This is a genomic window from Heliomarina sp., from assembly GCF_052826185.1.
Genome location: NZ_JBRBUI010000017.1, coordinates 534,929 through 553,750 on the forward strand (window position 1 = coordinate 534,929; position 18,822 = coordinate 553,750).

General features: G+C 61.8%; 14 protein-coding genes. 3 read left to right on the forward strand and 11 right to left on the reverse strand.

From position 1 onward, the window contains the following. Nucleotides 1-212: 212 nt before the first annotated feature. On the forward strand, nucleotides 213-641 hold the full coding sequence (locus tag ACU0FH_RS07885) for a hypothetical protein (RefSeq protein WP_446194103.1): 429 nt from the start codon (nucleotides 213-215) through the stop codon (nucleotides 639-641). A 40-nt stretch (nucleotides 642-681) separates the two neighbouring features. Beyond that, a complete protein-coding gene (locus ACU0FH_RS07890; protein ID WP_446194104.1) occupies nucleotides 682-1,320 on the forward strand; it encodes a Hint domain-containing protein in 639 nt (212 codons plus the stop codon). A 10-nt stretch (nucleotides 1,321-1,330) separates the two neighbouring features. Here the strand turns inward: ACU0FH_RS07890 and ACU0FH_RS07895 are convergent, their stop codons facing one another. The 9 genes from ACU0FH_RS07895 to xdhA form a co-directional block, all read right to left on the reverse strand. After that, a complete protein-coding gene (locus ACU0FH_RS07895) occupies nucleotides 1,331-1,984 on the reverse strand; it encodes a DUF938 domain-containing protein (protein ID WP_446194105.1) in 654 nt (217 codons plus the stop codon). A 127-nt stretch (nucleotides 1,985-2,111) separates the two neighbouring features. Continuing rightward, complete coding sequence (locus ACU0FH_RS07900) at nucleotides 2,112-3,065, reverse strand: aldo/keto reductase (RefSeq protein ID WP_446194106.1); 954 nt, start codon at nucleotides 3,063-3,065, stop codon at nucleotides 2,112-2,114. Between the two features lie 212 nt (nucleotides 3,066-3,277). Next, on the reverse strand, nucleotides 3,278-4,366 hold the full coding sequence (locus ACU0FH_RS07905) for a BMP family ABC transporter substrate-binding protein (protein ID WP_446194107.1): 1,089 nt from the start codon (nucleotides 4,364-4,366) through the stop codon (nucleotides 3,278-3,280). 209 nt (nucleotides 4,367-4,575) lie between these two features. After that, nucleotides 4,576-5,496, reverse strand: a complete 921-nt coding sequence (locus tag ACU0FH_RS07910) for an ABC transporter permease (RefSeq protein ID WP_446194108.1) — start codon at nucleotides 5,494-5,496, stop codon at nucleotides 4,576-4,578. Then, nucleotides 5,496-6,575, reverse strand: a complete 1,080-nt coding sequence (locus ACU0FH_RS07915; RefSeq protein WP_446194109.1) for an ABC transporter permease — start codon at nucleotides 6,573-6,575, stop codon at nucleotides 5,496-5,498. The genes ACU0FH_RS07910 and ACU0FH_RS07915 overlap by 1 nt, the downstream gene beginning before the upstream one ends. Nucleotides 6,576-6,644: 69 nt before the next feature. Beyond that, nucleotides 6,645-8,162, reverse strand: a complete 1,518-nt coding sequence (locus tag ACU0FH_RS07920; RefSeq protein ID WP_446194110.1) for an ABC transporter ATP-binding protein — start codon at nucleotides 8,160-8,162, stop codon at nucleotides 6,645-6,647. Then, on the reverse strand, nucleotides 8,159-9,100 hold the full coding sequence (gene xdhC / locus ACU0FH_RS07925) for a xanthine dehydrogenase accessory protein XdhC (RefSeq protein ID WP_446194111.1): 942 nt from the start codon (nucleotides 9,098-9,100) through the stop codon (nucleotides 8,159-8,161). The genes ACU0FH_RS07920 and xdhC overlap by 4 nt, the downstream gene beginning before the upstream one ends. Continuing rightward, complete coding sequence (xdhB, locus tag ACU0FH_RS07930; RefSeq protein WP_446194112.1) at nucleotides 9,097-11,523, reverse strand: xanthine dehydrogenase molybdopterin binding subunit; 2,427 nt, start codon at nucleotides 11,521-11,523, stop codon at nucleotides 9,097-9,099. Before xdhB ends, xdhC begins: the two co-directional genes overlap by 4 nt. Beyond that, nucleotides 11,520-12,878, reverse strand: coding sequence for a xanthine dehydrogenase small subunit (gene xdhA, locus ACU0FH_RS07935; protein WP_446194113.1), 1,359 nt, complete (start codon nucleotides 12,876-12,878; stop codon nucleotides 11,520-11,522). Before xdhA ends, xdhB begins: the two co-directional genes overlap by 4 nt. A gap of 482 nt (nucleotides 12,879-13,360) precedes the next feature. On the opposite strand from xdhA, the gene dnaE reads away from it, so the two are divergent. Further along, the gene (gene dnaE, locus ACU0FH_RS07940) at nucleotides 13,361-16,876 is read left to right on the forward strand and encodes a DNA polymerase III subunit alpha (protein WP_446194114.1); all 3,516 of its coding nucleotides are present in this window, start codon (nucleotides 13,361-13,363) and stop codon (nucleotides 16,874-16,876) included. Between the two features lie 121 nt (nucleotides 16,877-16,997). Here dnaE and ACU0FH_RS07945 read toward each other — a convergent pair whose 3' ends face one another. Together ACU0FH_RS07945 and ACU0FH_RS07950 are read right to left on the reverse strand one after the other, a co-directional pair. Continuing rightward, entirely contained in the window at nucleotides 16,998-17,954 is a 957-nt protein-coding gene (locus tag ACU0FH_RS07945) for a 2-hydroxyacid dehydrogenase (RefSeq protein WP_446194115.1), read from the reverse strand. Next, nucleotides 17,951-18,799, reverse strand: a complete 849-nt coding sequence (locus ACU0FH_RS07950; protein ID WP_446194116.1) for a fumarylacetoacetate hydrolase family protein — start codon at nucleotides 18,797-18,799, stop codon at nucleotides 17,951-17,953. Before ACU0FH_RS07950 ends, ACU0FH_RS07945 begins: the two co-directional genes overlap by 4 nt. Between the last annotated feature and the right edge of the window lie 23 nt (nucleotides 18,800-18,822).

The window sequence follows — 18,822 nt, forward strand, 5'->3', positions numbered from 1 at the left end:
GCCCCGGACGCTCTGCACAAGCCAGAAGCCGGGGCCAATTCCTGTTTGCGTCAGAAATCTTCTGCCAGTTTGCGATAAGCTGTCGGCGATAGGTTAACACCTTCATCCGTTTTGCCGCGACCCGGCTATTCTTTTAATGAAAGCGCAACCGGTATTCGTGGCGCCTTTTGGCCCCGTTCATCCGGGTCAGAGGTAAGGGAGGCATGTCCGATATGGCCATCCGGGCGATCTGCATCGGCTGGATTCCGCGTCTCACGGTCAAATGCCGAAACGGGGAGGCGCGCAGCAATCGCCGCAATTCAAAGAGTTTACCGCAAACCGCCCTCCTGTCTTCACCTATTGCCGAACAGGGCCAGCAAAGTCGGGTGACGACGACGGTCACAAGCACGCCCGATCAGTTCCGCGATGCAACAAGACAAGGCCCGGCCATTTGCGCCGGGCCTTTTTCTTGGCAAACGACAGAGGCGGCCCATGTTTCATTTTCGGAAAAATCCGGACACTATGCCGGGTCGCGGCAGGAAAATTGGCAATCCGTTTGGTGCACAGTTTTGATGCGGTTTCAGAAACGGGACAGGTTGCTGCCCCGGTTTTGTCCGGGAACCGGCATAGCGCGTCCCAATTTCCGCCTTAGTTCGGTGTAGAGTGGTTAAATCAATTGCAGGCAGTCAGGAAAAGATCATCGTGAGCTTTCAAGCCAAAATCGCCGTCCCGGAGCTTGTCCCGCATCGCTTTACCGGAGGTATCGCGGAGGGGGCGAACCTTCGCACCCCCTGCGGTTTGCGTCGAATCGAAATCGTGCGTGCCGGTGACCTGATCGTGACGCGGAACGGGCTAAAGCCGGTTCAGATGGTCTGGAAACGGCGCGTGACGAAGGAACAGATGCTGGCGCAGCCTGCACTGGCGCCCATTCGACTACGTCCGCGCGCGATCGGACCGATGATGCCGCAGCGCGATCTGCTCGTGGCTCCCGATCACCGCCTGCTGATACCCGGTTTCCGGCTGGGCGGTGTCGCCGATGACAAATCCGTCCTGACCGAGGCCCGCAAGATCGCCGGTTCAAGCGATGCGATCTTTGCCGACAGCTCGATGGAGAGCATCACCTACTACCAGCTTGTTTTCGAAGAACATCAGGTGCTGGCGGCAAATGGCCTGCCGGTCGAAAGCTTCCTGCCGGATGCCGCCGCGATTGCCGCGCTCGCCGGTGAAATCCGCGAAGAGCTGGATGAATGCTTCCCCGGATTGCGCGCTGCGCCCGACAGCTTTCCGTCTGCAAGCTTCCCGATCATGACCGACGTGGACTACCTGCCTTTCTACGCCTGAGGCCTTCTGGCTAAGGGTGGCGCGCAATCAGGGCAAGGTTGTTGGCGGGCATCTCGACGGTATCGACTAGCTCGAGACCTGCACTCTGCAACAAGTCCACGATCCAGGTATCGTCCTTGTACCCCACGGCGCTGTCCTGCGCCTGCAGCATCGCATGAAAATCCGCGTCGCCCTCGCTCGTCAGTTTGCCAGCGCGTTTGAAGGGGCCGTAGATCACGAAGAGCCCCCCCTGTTCCAAAGCGAGTGCCGCTTCGGCAATTAGCACTTTCGCTTCCTCATCGCTGACCAGATGCAGCAGGTTCACCAGAAGAACCAGGGTCTTACCTGTGTTTTCCTTGCCCCATCCCGGCGCCGTCGCATCGACACGGCAGACCTTTGAGAGATTGGGAAGATCTGCCCGCGCGACGCGCGCGTCAATGGCAGCGGCCCGTTTTTCGTCAACTTCGGAGGGTTGCCAGTGAAGATGCGGCAGGGCACGGGCAAATTCGACCACATGCTGGCCCGTACCGCTCGCCAGCTCAAGCGCATGACCCGGAGAGCTGGCATGTGACTTCAACAGGTTCCGGATCGCCTCGGCGTTTCGAGCGGCGGCGGGGGCATGGAGAAAACCGTCGGTGTCCGGTTCCGCATAGCCTTCGGCAGAGGGGATCAGGCGTTTGGGCATGGTGGACAAACCTCAATCACAGGGGCGCGGTCGAAAGTATTCATGGGGGCAGGGTCGATTCGAGCGGACAGTGAACTTACCGTCGAAATTTCAGCAGGATTGACGGTACCAACCACAGCCAATTCCCTCATGTCCCAAGCGCCCCAAGCGTCTGTTCCTCAAGCCGGTCCGTGGCCGGCGGCGGGGCAGGGCTAAGCGCTGCAAGCCGTGTGTAAAGCGCCTCATCCATATCAAAATCCAGAGCGGCAAGCGACGGTTCAAGCTGCGCTGCATCACGCGCCGAGATGATCGGCATAGGCCGGTCCCGATGAGCAGCGACCCAGGCCACGGCCAGAACAGCCGGATCCACCGCCAGTTCCCCCGCGATCTCGACCAGACCGGCGGCGGTTTCCTGCATCCAGCCCTGTCCGTAGCGGGCACCATAGCGGTCGTCCTCGCTCAACCGGCCGCTGCCACCGGTAAGGTATTTGCCGGTCAGCAACCCGCCGCCCAGCGGCGAATAGGCACAGACCGCGATCTGCTGGTCAGCGCACATGGGCAGGATCTCGACTTCGGCCTGCCGCTTGGCCAGATTGTACATCGGCTGCAAGGCATCGACCCGGATGCCGAAACGCGCAGCGACAGCCTGTGCCTTCATCACCTGCCACGCCGCGAAATTCGACAGGCCAATATATCTGATCTGTCCCGCATCGCGCAGCCGGGCAAAAGCCTCCATCGTTTCCGACAGATCGGTATCCGGATCGAACCGGTGCAGGTAAAGCAGATCCACCATGTCCAGATCCAGCCGCTGACGCGATTTATCGAACTGTTCGCGGATATTCTGCGCACTGGCACCGCCGATATAGCCGACCTTTGTCGCGACCAGCAGCCTGTCGCGCTCATTCCGGACCATCTCGCCCAGCAGGGTCTCGGAGTTCCCATCCGTATAGGCAAAAGCCGTATCGAAATGCGTTATACCGGCTGCACGGCAGGCGTCGAACATGGCGCGGCTCTGCGACGCATCGGCCCGCCCGCCAAACTGCATGGTGCCAAAGGCAAATCGGGAAACCGGCTGCCCGGCAAGTGTTTTAAGCTCTGTCATACCCTGCGTTCTGGCACGGCTTCGGGCACAGGGAAAGCCCCGTTTCGACAGGACGCCACACCGGCCTCCCTCAAGAATCCCTTGCTTCTTTGGGTCTTAAAATATCCCCGCCGGAGGCAAATCCGCCAATTGCCACGCCAGACGAGTCCCGCAAAAAGAAAAACCCGCGCCGACAAGGGCGCGGGTCGTCAGACACAAACGGTCCGATTGGCTTACTGCGGAATCTCGCCTTCGATGCCTTCGACGTAGAAATTCATGCCCGCCAGCGTGCCGTCATCGGCGGTCTCGCCCTCGGCCAGCCAGTCGGAACCATCCTGCTTCTTGAGCGGGCCGGTAAAGGGATGCATCTCGCCTGACGCGATCTTTTCCTTCATTTCCAGCGCGGCGGCTTTCACGTCCTCCGGAACGGCCGAGGTGATCTCGCCGATGCCGACCATGCCCGCGCCGATACCGTCCCAGCGGCTGACCGATTCCCATGTTCCGTCCATGACAGCCTTGGTGCGCTCGATGTAATAGGGCGCCCAGTTGTCGATGATCGAGGAAATGCGCGGCTCGGGCGCGTATTCGTACATATCCGAAGCCTGACCAAAGGTATAGACGCCACCGGCGTTCTGAGCCGCGGCCTGAGGCGCAGTAGAATCGGTGTGCTGAAGCACGACGTCAGCGCCCTGTTCGATCAGCACCTTGGCCGCATCGGCCTCTTTTGCCGGATCGAACCAGGTATAGACCCAGACGATTTTGAACTGCACATCCGGGTTGACCTTCTTGGCCTGGATATAGGCCGAGTTGATGCCGCGGATCACTTCGGGGATCGGGAAGGACCCGATGTAGCCGATGATGTTGCTTTCGGTCATGCTGCCCGCGATCAGACCCTGAATGGCGCGGCCCTCGTAGAAACGCGCGGAATAGGTCGACACGTTCTCGGCGGTTTTGTAACCCGTTGCATGCTCGAACTTCACGTTCGGGAATTTTTTGGCGACGTTGATCGTCGGATCCATGTAACCGAAGGACGTGGTAAAGATCAGGTCTGCGCCGTTCAGCGCCATCTGGGTCATCACACGTTCGGAATCCGGACCTTCGGCCACGTTCTCGACGAACACGGTCTCGACCTGATCGCCGAATTCTTCCTCAACCGCCAGACGGCCCTGGTTGTGTTCATAGGTCCAGCCGCCATCGCCGACCGGCCCGACAAAGACAAAGCCGACCTTGGTCTTGTCATCCTGTGCGCCGGCCGCGGTGGCCATGCCCAGTGCCGTCACGGCCGCCGCTCCGGCCAGCAGCGTTCTGCGAAGTATCGTCATTACAGGTAATCCCCTATTGGTGGTGTTTTTCTATCAGGGAGACCATCCATGATCGCCTCCCGCTGTTCAAGGGCCGCCCCAGCGGCAGGCCCCGTTCTCCGTTGTCACGGAAAGAGATGAAACGCCCGGAAAGCCTAAAATTTAGGCTTTCACGCGCGTCGACTGCGTGGCGGGTTACACCGGGCAAGGCAGTGTTTTTGCAGTCCGCCTTAACTGGTCGCATGGAAAATCCGCCCCAATGACCCCGGTGCCCGGCTTTTGTCCGCTGACAGTATGACCAGCACGACGATGGTGATCACATAGGGCGACATGGCGAGGTACTCGACCGGGATGGCGACACCCGCCGCCTGCAGGTTCAGCTGCAACACGGTAATGCCACCAAAAAGATAAGCCCCCAGCAGAACACGCCACGGCTTCCAGCTTGCAAAGACAACCAGCGCCAGCGCGATCCAGCCGACACCGGCGGTCATGCCTTCCGTCCACTGCGGCACCCGTACAAGGCTGATATAGGCGCCGCCCAGACCGGCGCAGGCGCCGCCGAACAGGATGGCCATCACGCGGATGCGCACGACCTTGTAGCCCAGCGCATGGGCCGCGTCGTGGTTTTCGCCGACAGCCCGCAGGATCAGCCCGGCCCGGGTGAACTTCAGCAAGGCCCAGACACCGGCCACGATAGCGATGCCAAGATAAAGGATCAGGTCATGGCTGAACACCACCGGCCCCAGGATAGGGATATCGCTGAGCAGTGGAATATGCAGATCCGGCGTCGGCGGCGGTTTGATCCCCACATAGGATTGCCCCATCAGCGACGACAGCCCCAACCCGAAAAGCGTCAGCGCCAGACCCGAAGCCACCTGATTGGCCAGCGCGAACTGGGTCAGGATGACAAAGAGAAACGACAGCGCCGCGCCGCCAATTGCCGCGGCCAGGAATCCAAGCCAGGGCGAGCCGGTTTCCACCGCGACGGCAAAGCCGCAGATGGCGCCGGTGATCATCATGCCCTCGACGCCAAGGTTCAGAACCCCGGCACGTTCGACGACCAGCTCTCCGATGGCGGCCAGAAGGATCGGTGTCGCCGCCACCATCAGCGAGGCGACAAGCAGTATCGGGTTGATCTGGGACAGATCCATCAGGCAACCTCGCGGCTTTTCGGTCGGATGCGGTAATTGGTCAGCAGGTCCAGCGCCAGCAGGAAGAACAGAAGCATCCCCTGGAAAACCTGAATCGCGGCGGCGGGCAGGCCCATCTGGCTCTGCGCGATTTCCCCGCCGATATAGGTCAGCGCCATCAGCAGCCCGGCCAGCAGGATACCGATCGGGTGCAACCGTCCCAGAAAGGCCACGATGATCGCGGTAAAACCGTAACCGGTGTTGAAATCGATACTGACCTGGCCGGCGGGACCGGCAACTTCGAACAGCCCGGCAAGACCGGCGAGCATGCCGGAAGTCCCGAGACAGAACAACACAAGCCGTCCCGGCGAAACACCGGCGAACCGGGCCGCCCGGGGCGCATCCCCGGTCAGGCGGATGTGAAAGCCAAGCATATGCCGGTTCAGCAGCACATAGGCAAAGATCACCGCTATGGTTGCGGCAACCACGCCCCAGTGCAGACCCGCATTCTGGTTGATCCAGCTGTTGGCCGATTCATACTCGTTCAGATTCCGGCTCCCCGGAAATCCGAACCCCTGCGGGTTCTTCAAAAGACCCAGCGACATCGAGGCCAGTAATTGCTCGGCCACATAGACCAGCATCAGCGAAACGAGGATCTCGTTGGTGCCGAAACGGACTTTCAGAACCCCCGGGATCATCGCCCAGGCCCATCCGCCAAGCGCCCCGGCGATCACCATCAGCGGAAAAATGTACCAGGCTTCCAGCGGGTAAAAGGCAAGCCCGACACCCGCCCCCGTCAGCGCCCCGATGATATACTGCCCCTCGGCGCCGATGTTCCAGATCCCGGCCTTGAACCCCAGCGACAGACCGATGGCGATCAGCACCAGCGGCGCGCCTTTCACCAGCAACTGTGGCCGGTAATAGAACGCGAACTCCCCGAACAACGGGTCCCAAAAGATCGTGCGGATCGCATCGACCGGCTGCGTGCCCAAAAGCGCGAAAAGCAACCCGCCAAACACCATCGTGGCCAGCACCGCCACCACCGGCGTCGCAAGCGACCAGAGCTGCGAGGCCTGCGGTCGTTTCTCCAGCACGATCATGAACGCGCCCCTTTGCTTCTTCTCGTGTCAAATACGGCCGCCGGAGGCGGAAAATTCCTGCACGGCATATCAGACATGCGCAACCTCCATGCCATGCGCGCCACCCATCATCAGCCCGATTTCCTCCACGGTCAGCCCGGTGGTCGGGCGCGGCTCCGAAAGCCGCCCCTCGTTCAGGGCGGCAAACCGGTCGGAAATTTCCATCAGCTCATCAAGGTCCTGACTGATGCAGATCACCGCCGCCCCCTTGGCGACAAGATCAAGGATCGCCTGACGGATCGCCGCCGCCGCCGAGGCATCGACGCCCCATGTGGGCTGGTTCACCACAAGCACTTCGGGACGTTGCAGAACTTCCCGGCCGATCACGAATTTCTGCAGGTTCCCGCCGGAAAGCGAGCGGGCCGCGTTATTTGGTCCCGGCGTGCGCACGTCGAAAGCCTCGATGATCTTTTCCGCGAAACCCTGTGCCGCGCGCCATTTCAGAAACCCCCGCGATTCGAGGTTTTCCCGGACCGAGCCCGTCAGCATCGCGTTCTCGGTCAGGCTCATGTCCGGGGCGGCCGCATGACCAAGCCGCTCTTCCGGCGCGGTCAAAAGACCGACGGCGCGCCGCGCTGTCGGCCCGGTCTGTCCGATCGGGCGACCATGCAGCTTGACCGATCCGGGTGCCGTCAGAATTTCGCCCGACAGCACCGCCAGCAGTTCGTCCTGCCCATTCCCGGCGACGCCGCCGATGCCCAGAACCTCGCCCTTGCGCACCGACAGGCTGACCGATTTCAACGAGGTGCCAAAAGCCGAGGGCGATTTCGCGTCGAGCGAAACGATCTCCAGCGCCACATCACCCATGTCGCGCCCGGCGCGGGTGGGGGTCTTCAGCGCAGTCCCGACCATCAATTCCGCCATGTCCCGTGCAGAGGTCTCTGACGGGACGCATTCACCGACATTCTTGCCAAGCCGCAGAACCGTCGCGTGATCGCACAGGGCGCGGATCTCTTCGAGCTTGTGCGAAATATAAAGTATCGCGGTGCCTTCTTCGCTCAGCTTGCGCAGCGTCTTGAACAGGATCTCCACCTCCTGCGGGGTGAGCACGCTGGTCGGCTCATCCATGATCAGCAGCTTGGGGTCCTGCAAGAGGCAGCGGATGATCTCGACCCGCTGGCGTTCACCGGCGGAAAGGTCGCCCACCGTGCGATAGGGATCAAGCGGCAGACCATAGGTTTCGCTGACCTCGCGGATACGCGCGGCCAGATCGCGCATCGGCGGTGGGTTCTCCATGCCAAGCGTGATGTTCTCCGCCACGTTCAGCGCGTCGAAAAGCGAGAAATGCTGGAATACCATGGCAATCCCGTCGGCGCGCGCCGCCCGTGGTTCAGCCGGTGTAAAGGCTTTGCCGCGCAGGGTCATCGTGCCGCTGTCGGGCTTGACCAGACCGTAGATCATCTTGACCAGCGTCGATTTCCCGGCCCCGTTCTCACCCAGCAGCGCATGGACCTCACCGGTCCCGATATCAAAGGAAACATTGTCATTGGCGACCACGCCGGGATAGGCCTTGGTCAGGCCCCTGAGGCTGAGAAGTATGTCGCTCATGCGCGTTTCCCCTTTAGCTTACCCGCCATTGCACCCTGACCGTGCCGCAGCAGCGCCGTCCCGACACCCAATGCGATAGCCTGGGGGTGTTTGCCAAGAGAGGGCTCGCCAATAGGACAGGTGAGTGTTGCAATCTTCTCCGGCGCATGTCCGAGATCGGCCAGCCTGCTGCGAAAGCGCGCCCATTTGGTGTCCGACCCGATCAGCCCGGCAAAGCCGAACCCGTGGTTCAGCAGATTGTGGCACAGCTCGAGGTCGAGACTGTGCGAATAGGTCAGGATCAGGTGCTCCGCGTGTAATGGCGCATGCCGGACCAGATCGGCGGGACGTGTCGCGGGCAAAATCCGCACAGCCTCGGGCCGCACCTCCGGATACCGGATCAAATCCGTATCGATCCAGGTGATCTCGAACTCGGGCAGCGGCGCCAGAACCTGCACAAGCGCCCGGCCCACATGCCCGGCGCCCCAGATCCAGAGGTCCCGCGAAGGCTTTCGCACCGGTTCGATCATCCATCCATCGCAAAGCTGCGGCACGGGCCGGGTGCCTTCGCCCCGCGCGCGTTTCAGCAGGTTGCGCACGCCAAGCGGCATCGGTCCGGTGCAACCGGCGGGTCGAGCGATCACGTTCTCGTCCAGCTCTGCTACCTTCGCACTGTCGAAGATCTCAAAGAATAACGTCACCATGCCGCCGCAGCACTGGCCAAGACCCGGTCCCAGCGGATGCTGACTCAGCCGGTCTGTCTCCAGCCCCAGCGCGGTTTTCGCTGCCTCGAACTCAAGCGCGCCGCCACCGATGGTACCCGATTGCCCGCCTGGCCAGACCAGCATCGCCGCCCCGGTTTCGCGGGGAGTCGACCCCCGCGTCGCCGCAATCACCACGCGCACCACTGTTCCATGTGCCGCCACCGCCCGGCGCAGATCCTCCAGATCGAAACTCATGACCGGACCTGCCCCCGTGCCCGGCCAATCGCGCGCCAGACCTCTTCGGCCGTGGCTGGCGCATTCAGCGCCGGGTACTGCGCCCCGCATCCCGCCACCGCATCCGACAGGGCAAGAAAGGCCGAGATTCCAAGCATGAAGGGCGGCTCACCCACGGCCTTGGAGCGATAGATCGTCGCCGCCGGATTCTCCGCCTCCCAGAGCGCCACGTTGAAAACATCCGGACGGTCGGAACAGGCGGGAATCTTGTAGGTCGAGGGCGCATGGGTCCGCAGCCGTCCGCTATCGTCCCAGACCAGCTCCTCGGTGGTTAGCCAGCCCGCCCCCTGCACGTACCCCCCTTCGATCTGCCCGATATCCAGCGCCGGGTTCAACGAAGCGCCTGCGTCATGCAGGATATCTGCCCGCAGGATCCGGTTCTCGCCAGTCAGCGTATCCACGGCCACCTCGGTCACCGCCGCCCCGTAAGCGAAATAGAAAAACGGCCGGCCCGCCCCGCGGATCCGGTCCCACGACAGATCCGGCGTCCGGTAATAACCCGTCGCCGACAGGCTCACCCGTCCGACATAGGCGTATTCGGCCGCTTCGGCGAAGGAATAGCTCTCCTCGCCCACGTGCACCCGGCCATCGGCAAAGCGCACGGTGGCTGGGTCGGCTTGATGCCGCTCAGCGAGATGCGCCGCCATCCGGTCGCGGATCGTGTCGCAGGCCGCCTTCACCGCCATGCCGTTCAGATCACTGCCCGAAGATGCCGCTGTCGCCGAGGTGTTGGGCACTTTGCCGGTGTCCGTCGCCGTGATACGCACCGCCTCCAGCCCGACACCGAAACGCGCCGCCGCCACCTGCGCGACCTTCTGGAACAGCCCCTGTCCCATCTCCGTGCCGCCATGGTTCAGATGGATCGACCCGTCCTGATAGACATGCACCAGCGCCCCTGCCTGGTTGAGATGCGTCAGCGTGAAAGAGATCCCGAACTTGACCGGCGAAAAGGCGATCCCGCGCCGGATCACCGGGTTCTCCGCATTCCACGCGGCAATCTCGTCGCGCCTCGCGGCATACCCGCTGGTCTCCAGCAGCGTTTCGGTCATCCGGCCAAGGATGAAATCCGTCACCGCCATGCCATAGGGCGTGGTCTGCCCCTCAGCCCCGCTGTCGCCTGCCTTTTGCCGGACTTCCGTCGCGGCCCCGCGCGAGGCAAGATCCTCGCCCTTCTTTGGGTCCAAAATATCCTCGGGGGGAGAAGCCGCCGGCTTCCGGGGGGCAGACAGCCCCCCGTCCTCGGCATCGGCATAGTAATTGCATTGCCGGATCGCGACCGGATCCATGCCCAGAACATGCGCGGCATGATCCATCACCCGTTCGATGCCGACCATCCCCTGTGGGCCACCGAAACCGCGAAACGCGGTGGCGCTCTGGGTGTTGGTCTTCAGGCGATGGCTTTCGATCCGTGCGGCGGGCAGATCATAGGCATTGTCCGCATGCAGCATGGCCCGGTCCGCGACCGGGATCGACAAGTCCTGAGACCAGCCGCAGCGCGCGTATTGCACGAATTCCACGCCCTTTATCCGGCCCGTGTCATCGAACCCCGCGCGGTAGGTGATGCGGAAATCATGCCGCTTGCCGGTGATGACCATATCGTCGTCCCGGTCATAGCGCATCTTGCAAGTGCGCCCCGTGGCGCGGGCGGCAAGGGCGCAGGCCACCGCGAGGTGGTTGCCCTGGCTCTCTTTTCCGCCGAAACCGCCGCCCATGCGCCGGGTTTCGACCCGGACCGCGTGCATCGGCACGCCAAGGGCTTCGGCAACCTTGTGCTGAATTTCGGTCGGGTGCTGGGTCGACGACATCACGACCATGTCCCCGTTTTCCTGCGGCTGCGCCAGCGCGGCCTGTCCCTCGAGATAGAAATGCTCCTGCCCGCCGATATCGATCGCGCCTTCGATCACATGCGTGGCTGACCCAATCGCCGATGCCGCATCGCCTTTCTTGTAGACCCGCGGGCCTTCCTCGAAACGGCTGTCCGCCGCCAGCGCATCCTCGATGCTCAGGATTGCCTGCTTTTCGTCATAGGTAATCCGGGCCTTGCGCGCGGCTTTCCGCGCCGCCTTGTGCGAGGTGGCGACAACGCAAAAAATCGGCTGGCCGACATAATGGACCTCGCCCGACGTCAGCAGCGGTTCGTCATGGTTCGACGGCGACACGTCATTCTCGAAGGGCATGTCATCTGCGGTAATCACCGTCACCACGCCCGGCGCGGATCGGACGTCATCCAGATTCATGTCGGTGATCGTGCCAAAGGCGATTTCGCTCAGGCCAAAGGCAAGGCAGAGGCAGTCGGCGGGCGTCGGAATATCATCCACGTAACGCGCCGCGCCGGTCACATGCAGATGCGCCGCGTCATGGGGCAGGGGCTTTGCGACGCTCATGGTTGCACCTCAAGCACTGAGGTCGCCACGCCCTGATCTTCGGCGAAATAGCGCGAGAGAAGAGCCCGTGCCGTTTCCAGACGATAGGTGGCCGAGGCGCGCATGTCGCTGAGCGGCGCGAAATCCTCGTCAAAGCTTGAGGATGCAGCATCCAACGTGTCCTCGGACCACGGCTTTCCGACCAGGGCATTTTCAACGGCCGTTGCCCGCTTGGGAATACCGGCCATGCCGCCGAAGGCAATCCGTGCCTCGCTGACGACACCATCCGACACCGTGATGTTGAAACAGCCGCAGACCGCCGAAATATCCTGATCGAAGCGTTTGGAAATCTTGTAGCATTTCAGCCGGTCTGGTTGCCGGGAAAAGCTCACCGCCTCGACGAATTCGCCGGGCTGACGGTCCTGCTTGCCATAGTCGAGGAAAAACGCCTCAAGCGGCAGATCGCGCCGTTGATCGCCCTTGCGCAAGTGCAGGGTCGCGCCAAGCGCGATCAGCGCAGGCGGGTTGTCCCCGATGGGGGAGCCATTGGCGATATTGCCACCGATGGTCGCCGCGTTGCGGACCTGAACGGAACCGTAGCGCCGGATCATTTCCGCGTATGAGGGGTGCAGATCAGCAATCGCCGCCCGCACGGTATTCATGTCCGCCATCGCTCCGAAACGCAGGGTTTTATCGTCGATGGATACCTGTTTCAGATCCGAGCAACCTGCCAGAAAGATGACCGGTTCAATATCGCGCAGTCCTTTCGTGACCCAAAGCCCGACATCTGTAGCCCCGGCGACAAGGGTCGCGTCGGGGTTGGCCTCGTAGAGTTTCGCCAGCGCGTCGGAACTGTCCGGCATGAACCGGTTCGCCGTCGAAGTCACCGGCGCATCGGCGATCCAGTCGGGAACAGGTTGATCGGCTGCAGACCAGGCGGCCCGGATGATCGGCGCATAACCCGTGCAGCGGCAAAGGTTGCCCGCAAGCTGGTCATCAAAATCGCGGGCCCCGTTGCGATGGGCCGTCGCCATCGACACGATGAAACCGGGTGTGCAGAAACCGCACTGGCTGCCGTGATCGTCGATCATCGCCTGTTGCACCGGGTGCAGCCTGCCATCGGGCGCAGCGATGCCTTCGACAGTGCGCAGCGACTTGCCGTTCAGCTGGGGCAGGAACAGGATGCAGGCGTTGAGCGCGCGCGATCCGTTTTCGTCGCTCACCATCACCGTGCAGGCGCCGCAATCGCCTTCGTTGCAACCTTCCTTAGTGCCTTTGAGGCCGCGTTCCTCGCGCAGCCAGTCAAGCAAGGTGGTCGTCGCGTCCGCGTCCGCCAGTTCAACAGTCTCTCCGTTCAGAAGAAACGTGATGTTCATATGTTAAACCCGTCGCCTTACCCTGTTTTGACCAATGGCACGCGATTCCGATGCGACGTAGAAATAGCGTTGGCCCTTTGATTGTTAGCTCAGAGGTTAGAAAGGTGCGGCCCGCTCTGGCAAGCAAAAGCTTGAAGGCAATGCGCTGCGGGATCTTGGAAAATCGGCAGTTAAGGCGCGGGGGCCGCTAATATATGCAGCGGAACCAGCGCTGACCTTGGATCATCGGGCTGTTCGCGATTGAAACAGTTTATAGAAATCCAAGATAATGATGTTCTATTTTCAGGCAAATCTGCATGCTTGGCTGGGTTTGCCATCTTCACTGAACTCGCTTGGGGGCTGTTCAGGCGGCGGGTCCAAGGCCGCCCAAGGTTCTGGAGATTGTGCCCTTGATTGACTTCGCTCCGAAGGGCTGCCGGAAAACTGCACTTGCGATCCGGGTTAGGATTGCCCCCCCATGCGGCGCGCCATAGGATCGCGGCATGAGCAATTCCCCCCGATTCATCCATCTGCGCGTGCACACCGAATACTCCTTGCTTGAGGGGGCGGTGCGTCTCAAGAAACTGCCCGGTCTTTGCGAAGCGGCTGGCATGCCTGCTGTCGCCGTAACCGACACCAATAACATGTTCTCCGCGCTGGAGTTTTCCGTCACGGCGGCGGGCGCGGGCGTGCAGCCGATCATCGGCTGTCAGGTCGATCTGACCTATCTGGAAAGCCAGCCCGGCGAAAAGCCAAAGGATCCGGCGGGCGTGGTTCTGCTGGCCCAGAACGAACGCGGGTACGAAAACCTGATGAAGCTGAACTCTTGTCTCTACATCGACAAGGGCGGGCAGGAACCGCAGGTATCGCTGGACGAACTCGTGGCACATTCCGAGGGCGTAATCTGTCTGAGTGGCGGCCCCGACGGGCCAGTCGGACGGTTGCTGCGCGCGGGACAACGGCCCGCGGCCGAGGAACTGGTGCAGCGCCTGCACGAAGCATTCGCCGACCGGTTCTACATGGAACTGCAGCGGCACCCGGGAGACGACGGCAGCCAGCCCGAGGCGGAACGGCTGAGCGAACGCGGCCACGTGGAAATGGCCTATGCGCGTCACATCCCCTTGGTTGCGACGAACGATGTCTATTTCCCGAAATCCGACATGTACGAGGCGCATGACGCGCTGATCTGCATTTCCGAAGGGGCTTATGTCGACCAGCAGCAGGCGCGGCGGCGGCTGACCCCTCAGCACTACTTCAAGTCCCCGCAGGAAATGGCGGTTCTCTTCGCGGACCTGCCCGAAGCGCTGGAAAACACCGTTGAGATCGCACAACGCTGCGCCTTCATGGCCTATCGTCGTGATCCGATCCTGCCAAAATTCGCCGATGACGAGGTCGCCGAACTGCGGCGCATGGCGAATGAAGGTTTGCAGGCGCGGCTGGCGGTCATCCCCCATGCGGTCAGCGTCGAGGAATACCAGAAACGGCTGGATTTTGAGCTTGGGATTATCGAGGGGATGGGCTTTCCGGGCTACTTCCTGATCGTTGCGGACTTTATCCAATGGGCCAAGGATCACGACATCCCGGTCGGGCCGGGGCGGGGTTCTGGGGCCGGGTCGCTTGTCGCCTATGCGCTGACGATCACCGACCTCGATCCGTTGCGCTATTCGCTGCTTTTCGAACGCTTCCTCAACCCGGAACGTGTGTCGATGCCCGACTTTGACATCGACTTTTGCATGGACCGCCGCGAAGAGGTGATCCGCTACGTGCAAGAGAAATACGGGCGCGACAAGGTGGGGCAGATCATCACCTTTGGGGCGCTCTTGTCCAAGGCGGCAGTGCGCGACGTCGGTCGTGTTCTGCAGATGCCCTACGGGCAGGTAGACCGGCTGTCAAAGATGATCCCGGTCGAAGGCGTGAAACCGGTGTCCATCGAAAAGGCGCTGAAAGACGAACCGCGTCTGGCCGAAGAAGCGCGCAACGAGGAAGTGGTGGACCGTCTGCTGACATATGGTCAGCAGGTCGAGGGTCTGCTGCGCAACGCCTCGACCCACGCGGCGGGTGTGGTGATCGGCGACCGGCCGCTGGATGCGCTGGTGCCGCTGTATCAGGATCCGCGTTCCGACATGCCCGCGACCCAGTTCAACATGAAATGGGTCGAACAGGCGGGTCTGGTGAAATTCGACTTTCTGGGTCTGAAAACCCTGACCGTTATTCAGAATGCCGTCGATCTGATCCTGAAATCCGGGCGGCCTATCCATGTCACCGCCGATGGACATGAGCTGTATCAGCCAGCGGAGGGCGGTGAGAACCAGATGAACCTCATCCCGCTGGATGACGAGAAAACTTACAAGCTGTATTCCGCGGCCAAGACGGTTGCCGTGTTTCAGGTTGAAAGCTCGGGGATGATGGATGCGCTCAAGCGCATGAAGCCGACCTGTATCGAGGATATCGTCGCGCTCGTGGCACTGTATCGCCCCGGCCCGATGGAGAACATCCCCGTTTATTGTGAGGTCAAGAACGGGGTGAAAGAGATCACCTCGGTCCATCCCTCGATCGACCATATCCTTGCCGAAACACAGGGTATCATCGTTTATCAGGAACAGGTGATGCAGATCGCGCAGGTCATGGCCGGCTATTCGCTTGGCGGCGCCGACCTGCTGCGCCGCGCGATGGGCAAGAAGATCAAGGAGGCAATGGACGCCGAGCGACCCAAGTTCGAAAAGGGCGCGGCGGAAAACGGGGTCGACAAGAAAAAGGCGACCGAGGTTTTCGACCTTCTGGAAAAATTCGCCAACTACGGGTTCAACAAGTCGCACGCGGCCGCCTATGCGGTGGTGTCCTACCAGACCGCGTGGCTAAAGGCGAACCATCCGGTCGAGTTCATGGCGGGGGTCATGAACTGCGATATCCACCTTACCGACAAGCTCGCGATCTATTTCGAGGAAGTGCGCAAGGGGCTGGGCCTGCCCTGGGTGCCGCCTTGCGTCAACCGGTCCCAGGCCCTGTTCGATGTGCAGGATGGCCAGCTTGTCTATGCGCTGGGCGCGCTCAAGAACGTAGGTGTCGAGGCGATGAAAATCATCACCGAGGCGCGCTGCAAGGATGGCGTCGACAAGCCCTTCAGGACACTGTTCGACCTTGCCCGCCGGGCCGATCTGAAACGGGTGGGCAAACGCCCGATGGAGATGCTGGCGCGGGCCGGTGCCTTTGACGAGCTCGATTGCAACCGGCGTAGGGTGTTCGACAGTCTCGACGCGCTGGTTGCCTATTCCGGTGCGATCCACGAACAGAAGGCCTCGAATCAGGTGTCGCTATTCGGTGAGGCAGGTGACGACCTCCCGGAACCGCGGCTTTCAAGTGCGCCGGACTGGATGCCTGCGGAGCGATTGAGCGAGGAATTCAAGGCGGTCGGTTTCTATCTTTCGGGCCATCCGCTGGACGATTACATGGCACCGCTCAAGCGCAAGGGCGTGATGACGCTCGACGAAGTTCGGGCGAAAGCGGCGAAATCGCCGATGGTTGCCAAGCTGGCCGGTGTCGTCGCGGGGAGGCAGGAACGGAAATCCGCGCGCGGCAACCGGTTTGCCTTTGCACAGATGAGCGACACGACTGGCGCCTACGAGGTGACGCTGTTTTCCGAAACGCTGGAAAAATCGCGCGAGTTTCTCGAAACCGGCGCGAAGGTCGTGGTGACGGTCGAAGCGACGATGGAGAGCGATCAGCTGAAGCTCTTGGGTCGCGGTGTGGCGCCCATCGACGTCGCTGTGGCGCAGGCCGGCAGTGCGGGGCTGCGGGTGTTCGTTGAAAACGCGATTGCGATCAACACGGTCGCGACGGTTCTGGAAGACGCGCAGAAAGTCGTGAAGACAGCGGCGAAAGGACCTGTGCAGCTCTACCTGATGGATCCCGGGCTGCCGGGTGAGGTCGAGATGGACCTCGGTCAGGATTTCGCGATCAACCCCGAGATCAAAGGCGCGTTGAAGAGTCTTGAAGGGGTGATGGACGTCGAGGAGCTCTAGCCGCCCGATCCGAGGCGTCGCGCCTGTTGCAGGGACATCGCAGCCTCCGGCGGGGATATTTTGAGACCCAAAGAAGGGGCGGTCGCGGTAAATTCCGAGACCGTCCCGTTTTTGGTAGTCGTTATTGCATGTTTGCGCATTCCGGAACCGGGGTGAGCACCGTTCCGTCCTTGAGCCATTGGCTGAGGTTGTCGCAGGTCAGATCACCCATGGCGGCACGGGTTTCGACAGTGGCGCTGCCCACATGCGGTTGCAGGGTCACGTTCTCCATCGCGCGCAGGGCGGTCGGGACGTGGGGTTCGTTTTCGAAAACATCGAGACCCGCCCCGCCGAGCCGTTTGTGTTCGAGCGCCTCGATCAGCGCGGTTTCATCGAGCACCGGACCGCGCGCGACATTCACGAGGATTCCCTCGGGGCCGAGCGCCTCGATCACCTCGGCATTGACGATGTGATGGGTCTCCGCGCCGCCGGGGGTGATGCAGATCAGCACGTCGCAGGCGCGGGCCATGTCGGTCAGGTTGTCGAAATATTCGTGGGGCACGTCTTTCCTCCTGCGCGAGTGGTAGACGATCCTTGCGCCGAACGGGGGCAGGCGGTCGGCGATGGCAAGGCCGATCCGGCCGAGGCCGAGAATGCCGACTGTGCGACCTTGGGTGCCGCGCGTGAGGGGCGGGTTGCCGTCCCGCTCCCACCGGCCTGCGCGCACATAGGTGTCATAGGCGGGCAGTTTGCGGGCTGTCGCCAGCCAGAGCAGGATCGCGGTATTCGCCACTTCGTCGTTCAGCACGTCAGGGGTGTGGGACACGAGAATGCCACGCTCGACCGCGCGCGCCATGTCGATGCCGTCATAGCCGACCCCGTAATTCGAAACGATCTTCAGGTTCGGCAGCCGGTCCATCAGTTCCGGCGTCAGGCCCGCGCCGCCAAAGGTGATGGCCGCCGTGATTTTCTTTGCGGTGTCATCGGCCAGCGTGTCGGTTTCATCGCGCGGCAGGGGAATGACCTCGAAGTCGCTCTCGATCCGCTCGCGCATGCGGGGCGTGATTTCCCCGATCAGGAGAAGGGCGGGTTTGCTCATGTGTCTGCCTCCAGGACTTGGGTTTGCCGTCCGAGACCTTCGATGGCGAGGGTCATGCGGTCGCCGGGCTGCAGGAAGACCGGTTCCGGCTTCATGCCGAGGGCGACGCCCGGCGGTGTGCCGGTGGCGATCACATCGCCCGGGTGCAGCGTGAAGAGCTGGCTGAGATGCGAGATGATCTGCGCGACGGTGAAGATCATGGTCGAGGTATTGCCGGTCTGGCGTCGTTCGCCATTCACGTCGAGCGTCATGTCGAGCTTTTGCGGATCGGGGATTTCGTCGGCAGTGACCAGCCAGGGGCCGACGGGGCCAAAAGTGTCGCAGGATTTGCCCTTGGTCCACTGACCGGTCAGCTTGGACTGGAAGGTGCGCTCCGAGACATCGTTGACGATGCAGTAGCCCGCCACGTGTTTCAGGGCCTCGGCTTCGGAGACATATTTGGCGCTCGTACCGATGACCACGCCAAGTTCGACTTCGTAATCGACGGTGGTGGCGTTGCGCGGGATGATCACCGCGTCATCGGGTCCGGAAATCGCCGAATTGGCTTTGAGAAAGAGGATCGGATGTTGGGGGATGTCGGCGCCGGTTTCGGCTGCGTGATCGGAGTAGTTGAGGCCGATGCACATGAACTTGCCGATATTGCCGACGCAGGGGCCTATCCGCGGGTTGTCCGAGACAGGTGGCAGGCTGTCTGGATCAAGCGTCTGCAAACGGGTAAGCGCGGGGCCGGAAAGGGTTGCGCCGGTGATGTCATCCACATGGCCGGAAAGATCGCGAAGTTGTCCCTGGGCATCGATGATGCCGGGTTTTTCTTGCCCGGGGGCACCGTATCTGACGAGTTTCATATGACTTCCTGGTATTTGTTCAT